The 17,612-nt window shown below is 39.4% G+C and carries 17 protein-coding genes; 1 reads left to right on the forward strand and 16 read right to left on the reverse strand.

Going from position 1 to position 17,612, the window contains the following annotated elements; all coding sequences use genetic code 11:
* The first annotated feature begins 190 nt into the window (after positions 1–190).
* Entirely contained in the window at positions 191–1,237 is a 1,047-nt protein-coding gene (locus FG383_RS00530; protein WP_142604889.1) for an acyltransferase family protein, read from the forward strand.
* A 52-nt stretch (positions 1,238–1,289) separates the two neighbouring features.
* On the opposite strand, the gene FG383_RS00535 is transcribed toward FG383_RS00530, so the two are convergent.
* From FG383_RS00535 to FG383_RS00610, 16 genes are all read right to left on the reverse strand, one after another.
* Positions 1,290–2,291, reverse strand: coding sequence for a histidinol phosphate phosphatase domain-containing protein (locus FG383_RS00535; RefSeq protein ID WP_142604890.1), 1,002 nt, complete (start codon positions 2,289–2,291; stop codon positions 1,290–1,292).
* Complete coding sequence (locus FG383_RS00540) at positions 2,288–3,073, reverse strand: DeoR/GlpR family DNA-binding transcription regulator (RefSeq protein WP_142604891.1); 786 nt, start codon at positions 3,071–3,073, stop codon at positions 2,288–2,290. Before FG383_RS00540 ends, FG383_RS00535 begins: the two co-directional genes overlap by 4 nt.
* Positions 3,070–4,074, reverse strand: coding sequence for an ABC transporter ATP-binding protein (locus tag FG383_RS00545; RefSeq protein ID WP_142604892.1), 1,005 nt, complete (start codon positions 4,072–4,074; stop codon positions 3,070–3,072). Before FG383_RS00545 ends, FG383_RS00540 begins: the two co-directional genes overlap by 4 nt.
* The gene (locus FG383_RS00550; RefSeq protein ID WP_142604893.1) at positions 4,071–4,856 is read right to left on the reverse strand and encodes an ABC transporter permease; all 786 of its coding nucleotides are present in this window, start codon (positions 4,854–4,856) and stop codon (positions 4,071–4,073) included. Before FG383_RS00550 ends, FG383_RS00545 begins: the two co-directional genes overlap by 4 nt.
* Positions 4,856–5,698: an ABC transporter permease gene (locus tag FG383_RS00555; RefSeq protein ID WP_185907799.1), complete on the reverse strand. Its 843-nt coding sequence runs from the start codon at positions 5,696–5,698 to the stop codon at positions 4,856–4,858. The genes FG383_RS00550 and FG383_RS00555 overlap by 1 nt, the downstream gene beginning before the upstream one ends.
* Positions 5,699–5,729: 31 nt before the next feature.
* Positions 5,730–6,566 (reverse strand): alkaline phosphatase family protein, encoded by an 837-nt coding sequence (locus FG383_RS00560; protein ID WP_142604894.1) that lies wholly within the window; start codon positions 6,564–6,566, stop codon positions 5,730–5,732.
* Positions 6,556–7,644, reverse strand: coding sequence for an ABC transporter substrate-binding protein (locus FG383_RS00565; protein WP_142604895.1), 1,089 nt, complete (start codon positions 7,642–7,644; stop codon positions 6,556–6,558). Before FG383_RS00565 ends, FG383_RS00560 begins: the two co-directional genes overlap by 11 nt.
* A 209-nt stretch (positions 7,645–7,853) precedes the next feature.
* Positions 7,854–8,771: a formyltetrahydrofolate deformylase gene (gene purU / locus FG383_RS00570; RefSeq protein WP_425467606.1), complete on the reverse strand. Its 918-nt coding sequence runs from the start codon at positions 8,769–8,771 to the stop codon at positions 7,854–7,856.
* Between the two features lie 110 nt (positions 8,772–8,881).
* Positions 8,882–9,658 carry a 3D domain-containing protein gene (locus tag FG383_RS00575; protein ID WP_246096771.1) on the reverse strand — a complete coding sequence of 259 codons (777 nt, stop codon included), beginning with the start codon at positions 9,656–9,658 and terminating at the stop codon, positions 8,882–8,884.
* Positions 9,659–10,548: 890 nt separating this feature from the next.
* Positions 10,549–11,742 carry a thiolase family protein gene (locus FG383_RS00580; protein WP_142604897.1) on the reverse strand — a complete coding sequence of 398 codons (1,194 nt, stop codon included), beginning with the start codon at positions 11,740–11,742 and terminating at the stop codon, positions 10,549–10,551.
* A gap of 15 nt (positions 11,743–11,757) precedes the next feature.
* On the reverse strand, positions 11,758–12,873 hold the full coding sequence (locus tag FG383_RS00585) for a muconate cycloisomerase family protein (RefSeq protein WP_142604898.1): 1,116 nt from the start codon (positions 12,871–12,873) through the stop codon (positions 11,758–11,760).
* Positions 12,874–12,894: 21 nt separating this feature from the next.
* Entirely contained in the window at positions 12,895–13,533 is a 639-nt protein-coding gene (locus FG383_RS00590) for a 3-oxoacid CoA-transferase subunit B (RefSeq protein ID WP_142604899.1), read from the reverse strand.
* Positions 13,530–14,216, reverse strand: a complete 687-nt coding sequence (locus tag FG383_RS00595; RefSeq protein ID WP_142604900.1) for a CoA transferase subunit A — start codon at positions 14,214–14,216, stop codon at positions 13,530–13,532. Before FG383_RS00595 ends, FG383_RS00590 begins: the two co-directional genes overlap by 4 nt.
* Positions 14,217–14,228: 12 nt before the next feature.
* Positions 14,229–14,951 (reverse strand): carboxymuconolactone decarboxylase family protein, encoded by a 723-nt coding sequence (locus tag FG383_RS00600; RefSeq protein ID WP_142604901.1) that lies wholly within the window; start codon positions 14,949–14,951, stop codon positions 14,229–14,231.
* Between the two features lie 23 nt (positions 14,952–14,974).
* Positions 14,975–16,633, reverse strand: a complete 1,659-nt coding sequence (locus FG383_RS00605; protein ID WP_142604902.1) for an SLC13 family permease — start codon at positions 16,631–16,633, stop codon at positions 14,975–14,977.
* 34 nt (positions 16,634–16,667) lie between these two features.
* Entirely contained in the window at positions 16,668–17,501 is an 834-nt protein-coding gene (locus FG383_RS00610) for an alpha/beta hydrolase (protein WP_142604903.1), read from the reverse strand.
* Between the last annotated feature and the right edge of the window lie 111 nt (positions 17,502–17,612).

Raw genomic sequence — 17,612 nt, forward strand, 5'->3', positions numbered from 1 at the left:
TAATTCACCAGAGTAATTTGGCAGGTTTTGTTAAGTGCTTTTACAGTTATTAAAACTCGCTTTTTCATTGTTAGTCTCATCATAAAAATGGAATTTAATCAAAATGTAATCGAAATGAAACATACTATACGTTTATATTCCCTTATTATAGGTTAAATAAAACGTAGAATGATGTGTTGGAGGAAATTGTATGTCGCAAAAAAGATTAACATGGGTGGATGTAACGAAAGGATTTTTGATGATACTTGTAGTAATTGGTCATTATCCTGGAGAACTTAATTTTCCATTCATCAAATATATTTACTGGTTTCATATGCCGGCTTTTTTCTTGTTAAGTGGCATTTTTTTTAAAGAAATAAAAGATAATCAAAACACTAAAATAACTATTAAGAAAAGATTTATGCAACTAATGGTGCCATATTTGTTTTTCCTATTTATTATTACAGCAGTTCGTTATAGCATGGAACTAGCATTAGGAAACTTTGAATTATCATGGTACTTCCAAGATTTATGGAAGCTAGTTATTGCAGGTCGTTTTGCACGAGGAGCTTACGGAGTTTTTTGGTTTGTAACGACGTTATTTTTTACCTACTTATTGTTCATTTGGATGACCAAATATTTAAGTCGTTTGAAACAAATCACACTACTTGTTATTTTCTATTTAGTAGCCCATTTAGAAAGTATTTTTGCCATGCATGTTATAAGTGGGGCCCCAGCTGAAGCTGCTCAAACGATTCCGATGTTATGGAATTTAGATGTAGTGTTAATGGCAATCGTCTATTTTTCCCTTGGTTATTATGCCAAATCTATTTGGATGAATATAAAGCTTCCCTGGTTATTTGGTGCTCTCGTAGTAATATTTGGTGCAGTTGCTGCAGATTATGTAGGATTGATCGATTATCATCTGAGTATGAAGTTTTTACGCTATGACCATTTGGTGCTCGATTTAGTAATTCCAGTGGCCTTTATTATTGTCATTCTCGGCGTTTTCCAAAGGCTTACAACAATTCTATCGCTAGAATGGTTGGCGAAAGTGGAGAAACACTCGATCGCTATTATGTATTTGCATATTTTTACAGATATCATTATGAACGATTATTTCCAATATGGATTAATAGGATTTACAACATTAGGTTTAGCCGTTCCAATTCTCGCTTCCGTTGTTATTCAAAAAATAATTCCATACGGAAAGTTCTTTCTTGGAGATATTCGAGCAAAAAAAACAATTCATTTTTAAAATAACCTCTTCCTTGTTACGGAAGAGGTTTTCTTTTAGTTATTCTATTTTCTTACAATGTATAATATTTTTTTATCCGCTGATCGAATCCAACAAGCTTTTGTACTCCTAAACACTTCAGCATATCTGCATTCACAACCGTAAATTTCCCTAAATCATCTGGGTAATGGGAATCCGAGGATACTGTAAATTCCACTCCGCTCTCCACTAAAACCTTCACAAAATCAGGTCCAGGGCACATTTCCTTCACTGGATAACGATAATAAAGCCCAGCATTCACTTCCGTTGCAGTCCTAGTCGAAACAAGCGCATCCGCAATTCGTTTATACCAAGTCACCCTAAATTCCATATCATTCACTTGAAAATTGAATACTTTCAAATTGTCTAAATGCGCTACAAAATCAAACAACTCCGAGCGAATTGCTTTTTCCACTGTCCTAAAAAATTGCTCATACAATACTTTCAAATCCATACCTTCAAATTTATCAACGGTTTGAGGATTATCGAATCCCCAGCCATCAACAAAATGAACAGAACCAATCACATAATCCCATGGATAGGCGCTTAAAAGCTCCGTAAGCTCCGTTTCACATCCAACAAAATAATCTGCTTCGATGCCTAATTTTAACTCGACGCCTTCACGATGCCATTTCTCTTTCGCTCGCAAAATAGTATCTACAAAATCATGCATATTTTCCGTCATAACGCTATCTAACCAATAACGTTGCATCTTTCCTAAGTCCGTATCATCCAAAATCATATTTTTTTCAAAATACGCTTTTGTCTCGTGAAAACGATACAAATGATCAACAATACCGACTTCCTTCAATCCGAGCTGTTTCGCGCGCATCAAGTAAAAATCTAACCACTCTTCACTATAACAACCTTGATCTAATCTATTTTTCAACGCATTTATTTGCCAAGTTATATATTCCTTCGAGCCTTTTTTTAGTCCATCTGATGAATCAAAAGAAGCTATTGCTTGAGAAGTTCTCTCCAACCATTGATGCGAGTATGGACCTTCTTCCAAATGTACATGATAATCCATTTTCATTTACACTTACCTCCATCTGCCACTATCCATTTCCCTTCAAATGCCATCCACTTTTCTGGACATGCTTCGTTACAAATGATTTCTGTTAGCTCATTTAACGAACAAATCGTGTAAAAAGACTTTTGTTCTAATTTTGAATCGTCCGCTAATAATATGCGGAAACAGCTATTTTCCATCATTTTTGCAGAAACAAGCGATTCATCCAAATCGTAATCATAGACAATTCCTTCATCGATTCCCCCGCAAGATAAAAATGCTTTATCCAAATTCATGCGACTTAGCCATTCCAATGTCATCGCTCCAGATACAGAAGATTGTTTAGGGTTTGTCGTCCCTCCAAGTAAAATTACTTTTCCAGTCATTCTTTTTTCTTCCAAAGCTACATTGAACCTTATCGCTGCAGAAATGGAATTTGTCACGACCGTTACATTATTCACTTCCACGAGAAAGTCCGCAATATGAACAGTGGTCGTCCCCACATCTACTGCAATTGTATCTCCATCCTTTATACGCATTGCTGCAACACGTGCAATTTCACGTTTCGCCTCTTTTTGCATATCCATCTTCCGTAAATACTCCTGCTCTTTTCGTAAGTTGATGAACTTCACGGCACCACCATGCACCCTTGTCAATAAATGCTGTTCTTCTAACTCATCAAAATCACGACGAATCGTTTCTGGTGCAACATTTAATTCTTCCGCAATAACGGAGACAACAATTTTTCGATCGAACTCTAACTTACTTAAAATATGTTCAAAACGTTCTAATTTGGAATAGGTCATATTAACGCAACCACATCTTCTTGTGACACATAGCACTCATACGTATTGCCAAGTACTACCGAAGCTTGCCTATCGTGTAATTGCTCCACGGAAAAAGTACGTTCTCCTACTTCAAAAACAGTTCGAATGACATTTCCACTCATCACAGCTTCTTTCGCAATACCTGTGAAACGTAAATCTCCCGCATTTGCTTTCAAATGGATTGCCTCTGGACGAATCGCGAACTTTTCCCGTTCACCAGGTAATTTGCCACCGATCATTTGCTCCAATTCTTTCTTCGTAAATACATTATAATGCCCGATGAAATTCGCTACGAATTCACTTGCTGGTTTCGTATAAATCTCTGTTGGAGAACCTTCTTGCGCAATTTCTCCTTTATTCATTACGAATATTTTATCAGAGACCGCCATCGCTTCTTCTTGGTCATGTGTAACTAAAACCATCGTCATGCCAAGCTCTGTCTGAATAGAACGCAAATCTGCTTGCAACTTTTTACGAATTTGCGCATCTAGTGCACTTAGAGGTTCATCTAAAAGCAAAACTTTTGGACGTACGATCAATGCTCTTGCAAGTGCAACCCGTTGCTGCTGTCCCCCAGATAATTCATGTGGAAACGCATGCTCTTTATCGGATAAATGCACGAGCGCTAACACTTCTTTTACTTTTTGCTCTATTTCAATCGCGTTCATTTTTTTCATTTTTAACCCGAATGCGACATTTTCTTTTACCGTCATATTCGGAAATAATGCGTAAGACTGAAACACCATTCCTACTTCCCGATTTTTCGGTTGGATATCGTTCATATTTTTTCCTTCGATTTTCACGACACCTGAAGTCGCACCGGTTAAACCAGCGACTATACGTAAAATGGTACTTTTCCCGCAACCACTTGGACCGAGCAACGTTACAAACTCGCCTTCTTCGATCGCCATATCAATATTGGACAACACCGCATTCGTGCCATATGTTTTATGAAGACCTTCTATTACAACATAACTCATGCTTTTGCCGCCCCTTTTGATCGTTTCGTTAACATGGATATGATAAATGTTAAAATACCCATTAATACTAAATAAACAAACACCACGCTACTCGCAATATGACCGCTCGTACTTAACTTTTTCATCAAATAAATTTGAACCGTCTCAAACCGTGAACCTACTACTAAATTGATCAAAACAAATTCGCCGAACAACACGGAAAATGACAATAGCGCACCAGCAAACAGACCCGGATATACAGCGGGTAGTAACACCTTTGTAAAAGCTTGAGCTTTAGATGCACCTAATAACTCAGCAGCATCCAATAACTGCTTTCCATTCACACTGCGCAAACTATTACGAGTACCTTGATAAATGTAAGGCAATATACTAATCACATATACCCCGAGTACTGCTAATATCATCGGCACTCCAATATGGGCATATGCGCGGATTAACCCGACCGCTAGTATTACACCAGGAAATGCATAGACCATCACAACTGCTGCTTGAATCCATTTCTCATACTTTGGAAAATAAAGTACGATGACAAAAATTGCAGGAACGATGAACAATAAAGCAAGTAATACCGCACCTCCAGAAAGTAACACCGATCGTCCAAACGCTTCTATAAAGCTACTGTCCTGAAATAACGTAGCAATCCATTTAAACGTTAGCCCTTCTGGTAACACCGTTTTGTTCCAATTAGTTGCAAACGCATAAAGCATTGTCGCTAAAATTGGGAGGAATAAATATAATAGAAGGAAGACAAAAAACAAATCTGCGAAACCTTTCTTTCTCACTATAAATTCCTCCTTGTTTTCTTAATACTCCACTCACTTAATAACATGGCGATAATCATCGTTACACCGAGTATTACTGCAATCGCACTTGCTAGCTCTGGCTGTGCAAAAATATCACCAGAGAGTAACGCACCAATTCGAATAGCGACTAAATTATAATTACTGCCTGTCAGTGCGTAGGCGGATGCATATGCTCCCATTGCATTCGCAAAAAGCACACTAAATGTCCCAACAATTCCTGGAAGCATAATAGGAACTCCGATTTTTCTCCAAAACTGAAATGTCGATGCTCCAAGTAACGCAGCAGCATCCTTCCATTGCTGTTGGATACCGTAGTATATTGGATACAAAAGCATCAAGGAAAGAGGTAACTGGAAGTAAATATACACAAGGAGTAATCCACCCCAACTATATAAAGAGAACGAGGATAACGAATCGATTCCCCATTTTTCAAATAGCAATGTAAACAAACCACTGTTCCCTAACAAGACGATAAAAGCAAACGCCAATGGTATACCGGAGAAATTCGATGTCAAATTCGAAACCATTAAAATACGCTCACGCACCGGCTCTGAAAAACGCATCATCGCATACACTGCAAATAACGTTACAATTAACGCAATAATAGCCGAAACAGCAGATAATGTAATACTATTTTTAAATCCTTGTAAAATATAGCTACTCGTCAAAACCTCTTGATAATGACCGAGCGTAAAGCCATCACCATTACTAAAACTTGAAATGACCATATATAACAATGGTACGATGAAAAATAACGTGACGAGCACTAAAAACGGCAATATCCAGACGAACAATTGCTTTTTAGAAGTCAACAAAATCACTACTTCCTTTTTAAAAGTAAGAAAAGAGGCACTAGGCCTCTTTTTTTGTACGTACACCGTTCAGAAGAAGAGGAACCATTTCTTCCGAAGGCTCTATCTCTAATAATTGACACACTAAAGGTGCTACTTGTAACTGGGAAACAATACCTTCTTTAATACCCTGCTTCACTTGCCTCGACAATACAAACATCGGAACATGTCGATCTTCTATCGTATTACCTCCATGATTCCCATCGCTTGTCATGCCGTGATCTGCAGTGACAACTACATCGTATCCTTGCGCCAAACAATTAGGGATGAACAACGAAAGAATCGCATCTACCGCTAATACACGATTTCGATATTCCTTGGAATCTGCCGTAAACTTATGTCCATCATCATCCACATTCATTGGGTGAATATATAAAAAGTCAGGCTGTTTTTCATTCATTAGCCAAGCTGCTTCGGCGAATAAATGACTATCTGGATAATGATCTTCAAAATAGAATAAGCCATTTTCAATCGGGAAATCTGTCTCCAATTGAATACGATCCGCAAAATGATTAAAAGGAGCTCGATTATACAGTTCACTTACCCAATAGTAAGCAGCAGCAGCGGTTGTTTTTCCGCTCTCTTTTACTAAATGGAATAAGCTTGTTTGATTGGATAAACGTACCGTTGCATTACTTGTAACACCATGAATAATTGGTGGTGTCCCCGTTAAAATCGTCTCATATAGTGGGCGGGATAATGATGGTACTTCCGAGCGCACTTCGTAGCGAGCAGCAGCACCTCTTTCCACTAAATGTTGCATAAATCCCATATGTGTACATGCAGTATCGTATCTAAGTGCATCTACCACGATAAGAACTACACCATTATTTGACATGGATTAACACCTGTTCTTGGTACATTTGTGGAATTTGTTTCGTTGTTTCTTCCCAAGCTTTTTGATCGCCAACTGGTTTTGCATTTGCATACATTTCCGCTGGTAATAATAATGCTTCTACTTCTGCTGAAAGCTCTACGTTTTCACGAATAGGACGAGCATATCCTTTTGCTAGATTTTCTTGTCCAGCATCCGATAAAATATATTCACGTGCTAACATCGCAGCATGTGGATTTTTTGCGTATTTATTAATAACAGTTGCATATCCAGAAATAACAGAACCTTCTGCTGGAATGACTACTTCAAAACGTGATTCATCAATTTGATTACGGTATCCTAACGAGTTGAAATCCCACATAATCGCTACATCAATTTCGCCTTTTTCCAAGTTTGCTACTGTTGCGTCACCTTGTAGACGACCTTGTTTTGCAAGCTCTGCGAAGAAATCGATTCCCGGTTGTAGGTTTTTCTCATCCCCACCATAAGCCATAGCAGCTGCTAAAATAGCAAACTGTGCTTGGTTTGCAGTAAGTGCATCTCCAATACTTACATTAAAATCACCGTTTTTAATATCGTCCCAAGATTTAGGTGGGTTTTTCACATTATTTGTATCTGTTAAAAAGGACATTGTTCCTGTATATCCAACAATCCAGTGGCCTTCATCATCTTTTGCCCAATCCGGAATATCATCCCAGTATGAAGTTTTATAAGCTAATGTTAAATCTTTGTCTTTCGCAATCGGTCCAAACGCAATACCAACGTCTCCGATATCAGCCGTTGCATCTTCCTTCTCGGCTTCAAACTTTGCAAGTTCTTCTGCACTCGACATATCTGTATCTGAGTGTTTCAAGTTGTACTCAGTCCCAAGCTCTTCCCAAGTTTCCACCCAGTTCGCCCAAGTATCTGGCATACCTACTGAATTTACCGTACCTTCCTCTTTCGCTTTTGTTATAATCTCATCTACCGATAAATCGTTGCCATTTACAGTTGATTTTGCCGAACTATCTGAACAAGCCGCTAAAATAGAAACTGCTAGTACACCGATTAAACTTTTCTTCCAGACACGCTTAAAAGACATTGATAAAAACCTCCATTTGTTTGTGTTTGTTTTGGTTTGCTTACAAGGCTTATGTTACGAAACAAACATTAAGGAAGTATGGAGGAGTTAATAATGTTCAGTAAAAATTGTTGAGGTTTTGTGAAGGTTAGGGTCCCCTCACATTTTTCCACAAAAAAATCCAGGTTAGAAACGAATAACGATCGTCTCAAACCTGGATCTATTTATTATCAATGAAACACAATTGTTTTATTCCCTTCCACAATTATGCGATTCTCTAAATGCCATTTCACTGCTTTTGCAAGTACCCGTCGCTCAATTTGGCGGCCAATTTTCTTTAAATTAATGACATCATCCCGATGGTCTACTCGTTCCACATCCTGCTCAATAATTGGTCCTTCGTCTAGATTATTCGTCACATAATGTGAAGTCGCTCCGATTAATTTCACCCCACGTTCATATGCACGCTCATATGGTCCTGCACCTATAAACGCAGGCAAAAAGGAATGGTGAATATTAATGATTCGACTCTCAAAGTGGCGAACAAAGTCTGGAGTCAAAATTTGCATATATCTTGCTAAAATTAATAAGTCGACTTCATACTTGTCCATCAAGCCGATTTGTTCTTCCTCCACCTGTTTCCGAATATCTTTATTTGCCGGTATGTAATGAAAAGGAATTCCTAATGACTCTACGATTGGACGAGCATCTTCGTGATTACTAATAACAACGACGATATCCGTATCAAGATCACCATTTTGCCATTCCCACAAAAGCTCCATCAAGCAGTGTGTTTCCTTTGAAACAAATATCGCAGAACGCTTTCGATCATTTCGGTAGGAAAAGTCATACTCCATATCATGAGCGGCCGCAATATCACGAAAGTCATTTTCCATATTTTCCTTCTCGATTAGTAAATTTTCTCTGTGGTACTCGATCCGAATAAAAAAGATTCCGTTTTCCGGGTCGCTTGAATATTGGCTTGATTCAATAATATTTGATCCGTGATTATGTAAAAATGTTGATAGAACAGATACAATCCCTGGTTTATCTGGACATTTCACTAATAAACAACCTCTATTTTCTAGTTGTTTTTGTTGTTGCTTTGAGTTCACTTTAACTTGTGTATTAATAGACATACAGCACATCCCCTAAACTACTTATCAGTTTTATCATTATGCACTATTATTAAACTATTCTCAATACCATTTTTCATATAAAAAATCCTATGCAAAGCGCTTTGCATAGGATTTCCTTATTAATTGAGTACTTTAAGTTTCACCTTTTTGACTCCCCATTCCATCGCACTATCGTAAGAAGGAATGAATACATCGATTTTATGTCCTTTAATAGCCCCACCTGTATCACCGGCAATTGCCTCTCCATAACCTTCCACCCATACTTTTGTGCCAAGTGGAATAATTTTTGGATCTACGGCAATCACTTTTTGATTTGGATTGGAACGTAAGTCAATTCCATACGCTGTCGTCCCGGAACATCCTGTACAATATGCAGTATAAGCGGTTGCTGTTACTGTTAATTCATTCGCTACTTGTGCTTCTACCACTTCTACTTTTTCTTCCTTCACCACCGGTTCTTCAATCGGTGGCGATGTTACAATTGGGGTGGATACGGCCGCCACCTTCCTATCTGGCTTCTGATGTACGGTCTCTGCTTCCACACTACCAGCGCTCACAATCAATTCATCACCAGGATGTATAATATCTCCCTTTAAATCATTCCACTCAATCAACGACTCTAATGGAATATTATGTTTCAAAGCAATTCGAAACAAATTATCCCCGTCCATGACCTTATAGCCTTTAGGCTCTTCCACTAGTTCCACTGGTGGATAATTGACTAATCCCAAATCTAAAGCATATTGGAAAGGCAATTCATCTTCTTCCGGAAAGCTATAGGAAGCATCGAAAACGCCTCCACTTGTGCCTATGCCTATAGGAAGATCCGCGGCTTGTGTTACTGTGTTCGTTGAGAATGCTATTAGCACAATGAACAAAAATGTTCTAAACTTCAAAATAAAACTCCTCCTTTACAAGTAAACTGTAAAACATTTTTATTTCGTCCCAGTCTTGCCCAAAAACTTCGAAAAACAAACATTCTAATAAAATAAAAAGAAGCCACCCTCTAAAACACTTAAAATCTGTTTTAGAAAATGGCTCTATTTTCGGAACAATTTAAAATGTAAGAAATTACAAATTTACTAGAAATTAATGAAGAAGAGCAACCAGTTTACTTCTAAGAGCAACCAGTTCAAGGAGATAAGCAACCAAATTAACCGATAGAGCAACTAGTTTATACGTGAAAGCAACCAGTTCTCATGGTATAAAGTAAACTCTTCCTGATATAGCTCCTCGAAGGAATGAGGTGGAATTATTTTCTTTTATTAGTTACAAAATGGCGATGGGCGACCAATTCACTCATGAGGGCAACCAGTTCAAGGAGATAAGCAACCAAATTAACCATGGGAGCAACTAGTTCCCTAGCGAAAGCAACCAGTTCTCATAGTATAAATTAAACTCTTCCTGATATAGCTCCTCGAAGGTGCGAGGTGGAATTATTTTCTTTTATTAGTTACAAAATGGCGATGGGCGACCAATTCACTCATGAGGGCAACCAGTTCAAGGAGATAAGCAACCAAATTAACCATGGGAGCAACTAGTTCCCTAGCGAAAGCAACCAGTTCTCATAGTATAAATTAAACTCTTCCTGATATAGCTCCTCGAAGGTGCGAGGTGGAATTATTTTCTTTTATTAGTTACAAAATGGCGATGGGCGACCAATTCACTCATGAGGGCAACCAGTTCAAGGAGATAAGCAACCAAATTAAGCACGAGAGCAACTAGTTAACTCACGAGAGCAACCAATCCACTCACAAAACAAAAGAGCTGCCAAAGCAGCCCTCACTCAAACTTGCATATTCTCAATGATTGTTGCAATTCCCATACCGCCCGCAATACATAGCGTCACCGCACCATATTTCTTACCAGTACGCTCTAGTTCATGCACTAACTTCGTCAACAAAATTGCACCAGTAGCACCAATCGGATGCCCCATTGCAATAGCACCGCCATTTGGATTCACCTGACTAAACTTAAGACCTAACTCATTCACACATGCAACTGCTTGCGATGCGAATGCTTCGTTCAATTCTACTACATCTAGATCTGCTATCGACAAGTTAGTTTGCTTCAATGCTTTTTGCATCGCATAAACAGGACCCATTCCCATCAATTCAGGTGCACAACCTGCAGAAGCTTGAGCGATAATTCTCGCTTTTGGTTTGTAACCGCGTTTCAATGCCTCGGCTTCGGACATTACGAGTAATGCTGCTGCTCCATCATTACGACCACTCGCATTTCCCGCGGTTACCGTGCCGCCTTCTTTGAACACTGGCTTAAGTGTTGCTAGCTTTTCCAAAGTTGTTTCTCTTGGATGTTCATCGACTTTAAATTCTACGATACCTTTACGAGTTTTCACTGGATAAGGGGCAATCTCTTTTTCAAAATAGCCTTTTTCAATCGCATTTTTTGTTTTTTCCTGACTACTTAATGCGAATTCATCTTGTGCTTCTCTTGAAATCCCATACTTTTCTGCAACATTTTCTGCGGTGATTCCCATGTTTAAGTCGCCATAAATTTCTCTTGGCTGTGAGCCTGGTTGGCTTGCAGTATTTGGATCTTTCAGCGAAACATCCCCAGATTTTGTACCAAACCGCACACTATTCACATAGTACGGAGCAGTACTCATCGACTCTGCTCCCCCAGCAATGATAATATCACTAAGTCCCGTTTGAATTTGTTGCATTGCAGAATTTACCGCTTGTACACCTGATCCACATTGTCTGTGAATGGTATATCCCGGAATATCTACAGGTAGTCCAGCTCGAAGCATCGTAACTCTCGCTAAGTTGGATACATCGGCACTTTGTTTTGCTTGCCCTAAAATGACTTCCTCGACAGCAGTTTTATCGAGATTCGTACGACGTATTAATTCTTCTATTACGTGTGACCCGAGAAAATCTACTGTTTCATTGCCAATGCTACCACCAAGTTTTCCTATTGCTGTACGAACTGCGTCTACGATTACTACATTTTTCATCTCATCATCTCCACCTTAAAGACTTCTCGCATAATGTTTTACTTTTTCGCGATCAATTTCTACTCCGAAACCTGGTCCGTTCGGTATGACAACTTCAAAGTTTTCAAATTTAATAGGTTCTAACGTAAGGTCATCTTTAAATAATAAAGGACCAAAGATTTCTGTACCGAATTTCATCTCTGGAATAGTGGCATAAAGTTGTGCACAAATAGCTGTTCCTAAACTTGACTCGATCATCGTACCTCCATACAATCCAATTCCTGCTGCTTCTGCGATACCTGCAACTTTCTTTGTTTGTGTTAATCCTCCTGCCTTACAAGGCTTCAACGCAATACAATTTCCTGCACGGTGTTTCGAAATTTGGAATACATCTTGTATGCTATTTGCTGCCTCATCCGCCATAATTGGTACTTTGAAACGAGAAGTCAACCTTGCCATTCCTTCATAATTCCACGTTGGTAGCGGCTGCTCGACCATTGAAACGCCACCATCTTCCAAAGCTGCGATGCAATAATTCGCTGTATCCTCATCCCATGCCTGATTGACATCGACTGTAATGCGTGCCTCGTCTCCTACTGCTTGTTTAATCTGACGAACATGCTCAACATTTTTAAATGGGTCGCCTTTTCCGATTTTCAACTTAAAAATATTATGGCGCTTTTGGTGTAAAAACTCTTTCGCTTCTTCAATATCTTGTGCTGTTTCTCCACTCGCTAGCGTCCAAGCAATTGGCAATGAAGTATGGATTTGGCCTCCGAATAATTCAAAAGCTGCCACATCTTTACTACGAGCTGCTAAATCTATAATGGCTGCTTCCACTACGGTTTTCGCAAAATTGTTTCCTCTAACTTGCTTCGAAACCTCGTACATAATTTTGTCAAAGTGAATAGGATCTTTCCCGATAACGAGTGGTGCAATATACGTATCAATATTTGCTTTAATGGCTTCAGGTGTGGACTCTCCGTAAGAAGCTCCTCCAATTGTTGCCACTTCAGACCAGCCTTCTCGTCCTTCTTCATCTGTAACACAGCCAACAACAATGGACTGTGACACAATCGTATGCATCGCCAATTGATGCGGGCGAATAGTCGGTAAATCTAGTATATAAACATCAAAAGAACGTATTTTCATCTGAAACCAACTTTCTAAAATTTATGATAAAAAATCTGCTTCCGTTTTTGCTTTTACTTCTTCAATTGTGACACCAGGCATTAGCTCCACTAGTCTCAATTGCTTATCTACCACTTCAAATACCGCAAGTTCCGTAAAAATCATATCAACGCTTCTTGTCGAAGTAATCGGATATATACACTTCTTTAACAACTTGCTGCTACCATCCTTTGACGTGTGGCTCATCGTTACAAACACTTTCTTCGCACCGACTAATAAATCCATCGCCCCGCCTACGCCCATAATATTTTTTCCAGGTACAGCCCAGTTTGCAATAACGCCGGTCTGATCCACTTGAAGTGCGCCAAGAATAGCAACATCCACATGACCACCGCGAATCATTGCGAAAGAATCCGAGCTATTGAAGTAAGACGCTCCGATCGCTTCCCCAACCGGTAACTTTCCTGCATTTACAAGGTTTGGATCGATATCCACCTCTTCCACGTCCGTTACTCCGAGTAGACCGTTCTCCGTATGCATATAAATATCTGCCGCGTTCATATACTCTGCAACAAGTGTAGGAATTCCAATTCCCAAATTCACGACACAAGGTCCTTCTAGTTCAGCCGCTACACGCTTTGCGATTAAATGTTGCATATCTGTTTTACTCATTGTCGTCATCTATTCACAACCCCTTCCTTTGTCAACACTTGTTGTGCTTGAATGATTGTATCGACATACAAAAATGGTGTGACAATTTCTTCCGGATTTAACGCACCAGGTTCCACAATTTCATCCACTTCTACAATCACTCTCTTTGCAGCCGTCGCCATGAGCGGGTTAAAATTACGTGCCGTTTTGTAATAAATGAGATTTCCAAGTGTATCCGCTTTATGCGCACGGATAAGTGCAACATCAGCGCGAATCGCTTTTTCGAAAATATATGTTATGCCATCAATCTCGCGCTCTTCTTTGCCTATTGCAAGATCTGTGCCAGCACCAGTTGTTGTATAAAAGCCGCCCAGTCCAGCCCCTCCAGCACGTAAAGCCTCCGCTAATGTCCCTTGAGGAAGCAACTCTAACTCGATTTCCCCTTTTTGATACTTGTCACCGACATCCCGGTTACTTGTAAAATAAGAGCCAATTCCTTTTTTAATCTTATTTTGATTGAGCAGTATTCCAAGCCCTTTTCCCGATTCTCCCAGATTATTACTAACAATCGTTAGATCTTTCACATCTTTTTCAGTTAAACCTTCTATTAATGAAAGAGGTGCTCCTATTAATCCAAAACCACCTACTAAAACGGTATGACCACTTTCCACACATGACAAAGCATCTTGTATATCACTCGTTACTTTTGACATCTTACCCTCTCCTTACTTCGTAACCAATTTTAATGAATCGCTTATTTCAAACCATGCTGGAATACCTGCAGTTAACACACAAATATACCCAACATCCGCAAGTTCAGCTTCCGTTACACCGACTGCTCTCGCTTTTTCTATCCAAGGAACAGCATCTGCGCCACGTAGTTGGGTAATAAAATTTCCAACCATATTTAAATGCTTCATACGAGTAGACACATGCCCCTCACACAGGAGTTTGGCTTCTATTTTATCTTTGTCACTACTTTGAATGATTGTAAGAGATTCTACTAAAAAGCTAGTATCCTCGTCACCCAACCACTTGATCATCGTCTCGAAAACCTCTTCTATCGTCTCAGGACCTTTTTCAGATTGTACTACTCGTTGCCCTTTTAGTTCTAGAGCGTAAGCAAGTCCCTCAAGTGACACTTTTAAAGCAGGCGTTCCTCCGTATAAGTAAGAAACTAAAAAGTACTCCACTAGTTCTGGAATCGTGGAACCAAAGTCGATTGCGCCTTTCGTATGGTAACCCATGCTACGTGTATATAATCGAGCGGCGTTCATACTCGCTAAAAGTACATCTTTTTCCTTTCGAGATAATGCCCCATCTTGCATAATCTCTCCGCGTAATCCTGTATAATGATCGAGCACAATCGGGCTATAATCATGCATTTTCTGCACCCAACCTGGAACTTCGTCATATACCTCTTTAAAATATGCTAACCCTTTACTCATCATTTTCACCTCTAAGTTTCGAATTATTTTAAGGTATCCGGATATTCAAACTGATTGATGCCAAATATGATCGGAAGTACGAAATATACAAACACCACAATCAGAACGAATGCTAATACCGTAAGTCCTGTGCCTTTTCTTAACATGTCCATCATCGTGATTTTGCCTGTCGCAAAAATGATTGCATTCGATGGAGTACCAATCGGCAACATAAATGCGAATCCAGCTCCCATAGCTACTGCTGTCATAAGCGGAAGCGGGTGAATATTCATTGCCAGTGCCAACGCCGCAGTAATTGGAACAAGTATCGTTACTGTAGCTGTATTCGGTGTCATTTGGGTCATCCCGATACCAAGCAAGGTAGTAACGCCTAGAATCATCATGTAGGAAGCACCATCTAGTAATAATAATTGGCTACCGATCCAACTCGCCAGATCCGTTCCGTTAAAACCTGCAGCAAGTGCTAACCCCCCGCCGACTAACAGTAGAACATCCCATGGCATGTTCTTCAGTGAATCTTTTCCAAGGATACGTTCGCCTGGTCTATTAGATGATGGAATAATATGTAGTAGAACTGCGGCTACCATAGCAATCATCGTATCGCTCAAACCAGGAATGATATCACTCCATAGGAATGTCCTTGTCATCCACATAAAGCCAGTTAGAATGAAAATGGATAGAACAATTTTTTCTTCATACGACATTTTACCGAGTTCTTTTTTCCGATCGCTAACAAACTGACGACCGTTCTTGATTTTTTTAACTTTCATCGGATAAGCAATTTTTGTGATATAGAAGATGGAAAACAGCATCAACAACGCTGTCAACGGAAAGGCAAAGAGAAAAAATTGGGCGAAGGATATTTCAAACCCTAATAGTTCCTTGGAAAGACCTGCGAGCACAAGGTTCGTCGGTGTTCCTATCAAGGTTGCGCTCCCTCCAATTGTTCCTCCAAAGCCTATTGCAAAAATAATGGATTTCGTGAATTTCATTTCTTCTTCTTTGGTATACACATTATCTTCTTTCATGAGAGTCACGACTTTTGTAATGATAGCCGTACCAATTGGAAGCATTAGCATAACTGTGGCCATATTCGATACCCACATTGATATTAAACCTGTTGCTAGCATAAATCCTAGAACGAGCCCTGGAGTACTTGTCCCCACTGCACTGATAATCGTAATGGCAATTCGTTCATGGAGATTCCAACGCTCTAAAGCCAAAGCTAGCGCAAACCCTCCGATAAATAAAAAGATTAAAGGATTTCCATAACTAGCAGCCGCAACACCCTCCCCGACTGTCCCCATCACTGGCAATAAAACTAGTGGCAAGAGCGAGGTAATGCCTAATGGGATAGACTCCAAAATCCACCAAACAGCAATCCATGCAGTAATTGCAAGGACAGATCGCCCTTCATCACTCAGTCCTGGTAGAGGCAAGAAAAACAATATTAGTAGAAATAATAACGGCCCTAAAAAGAGACCGACAAATTGCGTCGTGCTATAAGATTTATTACGTTTTGTTTGTTCGTTCCGAGTGGTGCTCATTTTTCCAACTGGCAATTCAGCAGATACCACCCCTGCACTGCTGTGATTCCTAAGGTCTGCCATTGTCACAAGATCCTTCGTTTTATTGTGGGATTCCCACAACATACGATTAATATGTTTGATTGAAAATTTCATCTGTTTCTCCCCTTACTTCCTTTGTTGTTCCCCGTTATAGTTTATTTAGAAATACATCTACAGCTTGTTCAATATCTTCCCGCTTTTCAAACACCATTGTGTAATGATTACAATCCGAAATGACGGTTTCGATTTCCTTTGTAAACTCCCTAGTTTCTTCATAATCTGTTATGTAAAAAAGCGGTGGCATGGAACCAATATTGCCTTTTGCGTAAACGAGCAATACTGGACATTCAATTTGGGAACAAATCTCTTTCGGACTAAATGTATAGAAGCTATCAAAATCCGCAACTATGCGTGCTTCTGTTGATTTATTTTCCCAATGGTCTCCTGCAGGACCCACTTCGTATTCAACTGTTTCTTGTAATACATCATTCCACTCAATACCTAAGTTCGAATAAATTTTCTTAATTTCTTCCGCATAATGCGCTTTTGATGTAAACTCTCTACTAATTCTACCTAAAGACGGCTGTACAATTCCTCGTTGGTGTTCCGTCGCTTTTGCTGCACCGTCCAGTAATATCAAACCCTGTACCGACTTCAATCGACTTGCAACAATTGCCGAAATAAAAGCACCCATTGAATATCCTAATAGAATTGGATTTTCAATCTTCAGCTCATTTATTAAACCGATAATATCATCCGCATGTTTGAATATAGATGGTTCTACATCTGTCTCATCACTGTTCCCACGACCTCGCAAATCTACAGAAATAAAGCGATATTCCCCTTTAAACTTTTCTGCGTAGTAATGCATGTTCTTATGTGTACCAGTTAGCCCATGAATGGCAATGATTGGTCCCTTTTCTCCTGGATAATCAGCAACTTGAATAGCTTTCCCATTTATATTTACTTTGTAAAAATCCATTATCGCACTCCTTTTACGTACGCATTTCGCGCATTGTTATTCTATTCGTACAAGTATATGTTTATCATACCGAAACAGTCGGAAAGGTCTAATAAAAAAAGCTGCCAAATT

The sequence above is a fragment of the Psychrobacillus soli genome, assembly GCF_006861775.1.
GTDB lineage: Bacteria > Bacillota > Bacilli > Bacillales_A > Planococcaceae > Psychrobacillus > Psychrobacillus soli.

Excerpts from the sequence above, each read along its gene's own strand:
- FG383_RS00585 (WP_142604898.1), bottom strand. The coding sequence starts at position 12,873 with ATGAAAATACGTTCTTTTGATGTTTATATACTAGATTTACCGACTATT.
- FG383_RS00545 (WP_142604892.1), bottom strand. The coding sequence starts at position 4,074 with ATGAGTTATGTTGTAATAGAAGGTCTTCATAAAACATATGGCACGAAT.
- FG383_RS00565 (WP_142604895.1), bottom strand. The coding sequence starts at position 7,644 with ATGTCTTTTAAGCGTGTCTGGAAGAAAAGTTTAATCGGTGTACTAGCA.
- FG383_RS00530 (WP_142604889.1), top strand. The coding sequence starts at position 191 with ATGTCGCAAAAAAGATTAACATGGGTGGATGTAACGAAAGGATTTTTG.
- FG383_RS00600 (WP_142604901.1), bottom strand. The coding sequence starts at position 14,951 with ATGAGTAAAGGGTTAGCATATTTTAAAGAGGTATATGACGAAGTTCCA.
- FG383_RS00590 (WP_142604899.1), bottom strand. The coding sequence starts at position 13,533 with ATGACGACAATGAGTAAAACAGATATGCAACATTTAATCGCAAAGCGT.
- FG383_RS00605 (WP_142604902.1), bottom strand. The coding sequence starts at position 16,633 with ATGAAATTTTCAATCAAACATATTAATCGTATGTTGTGGGAATCCCAC.
- FG383_RS00580 (WP_142604897.1), bottom strand. The coding sequence starts at position 11,742 with ATGAAAAATGTAGTAATCGTAGACGCAGTTCGTACAGCAATAGGAAAA.
- FG383_RS00610 (WP_142604903.1), bottom strand. The coding sequence starts at position 17,501 with ATGGATTTTTACAAAGTAAATATAAATGGGAAAGCTATTCAAGTTGCT.
- FG383_RS00595 (WP_142604900.1), bottom strand. The coding sequence starts at position 14,216 with ATGTCAAAAGTAACGAGTGATATACAAGATGCTTTGTCATGTGTGGAA.
- FG383_RS00560 (WP_142604894.1), bottom strand. The coding sequence starts at position 6,566 with ATGTCAAATAATGGTGTAGTTCTTATCGTGGTAGATGCACTTAGATAC.
- FG383_RS00540 (WP_142604891.1), bottom strand. The coding sequence starts at position 3,073 with ATGACCTATTCCAAATTAGAACGTTTTGAACATATTTTAAGTAAGTTA.
- purU (WP_425467606.1), bottom strand. The coding sequence starts at position 8,771 with ATGTGCTGTATGTCTATTAATACACAAGTTAAAGTGAACTCAAAGCAA.
- FG383_RS00535 (WP_142604890.1), bottom strand. The coding sequence starts at position 2,291 with ATGAAAATGGATTATCATGTACATTTGGAAGAAGGTCCATACTCGCAT.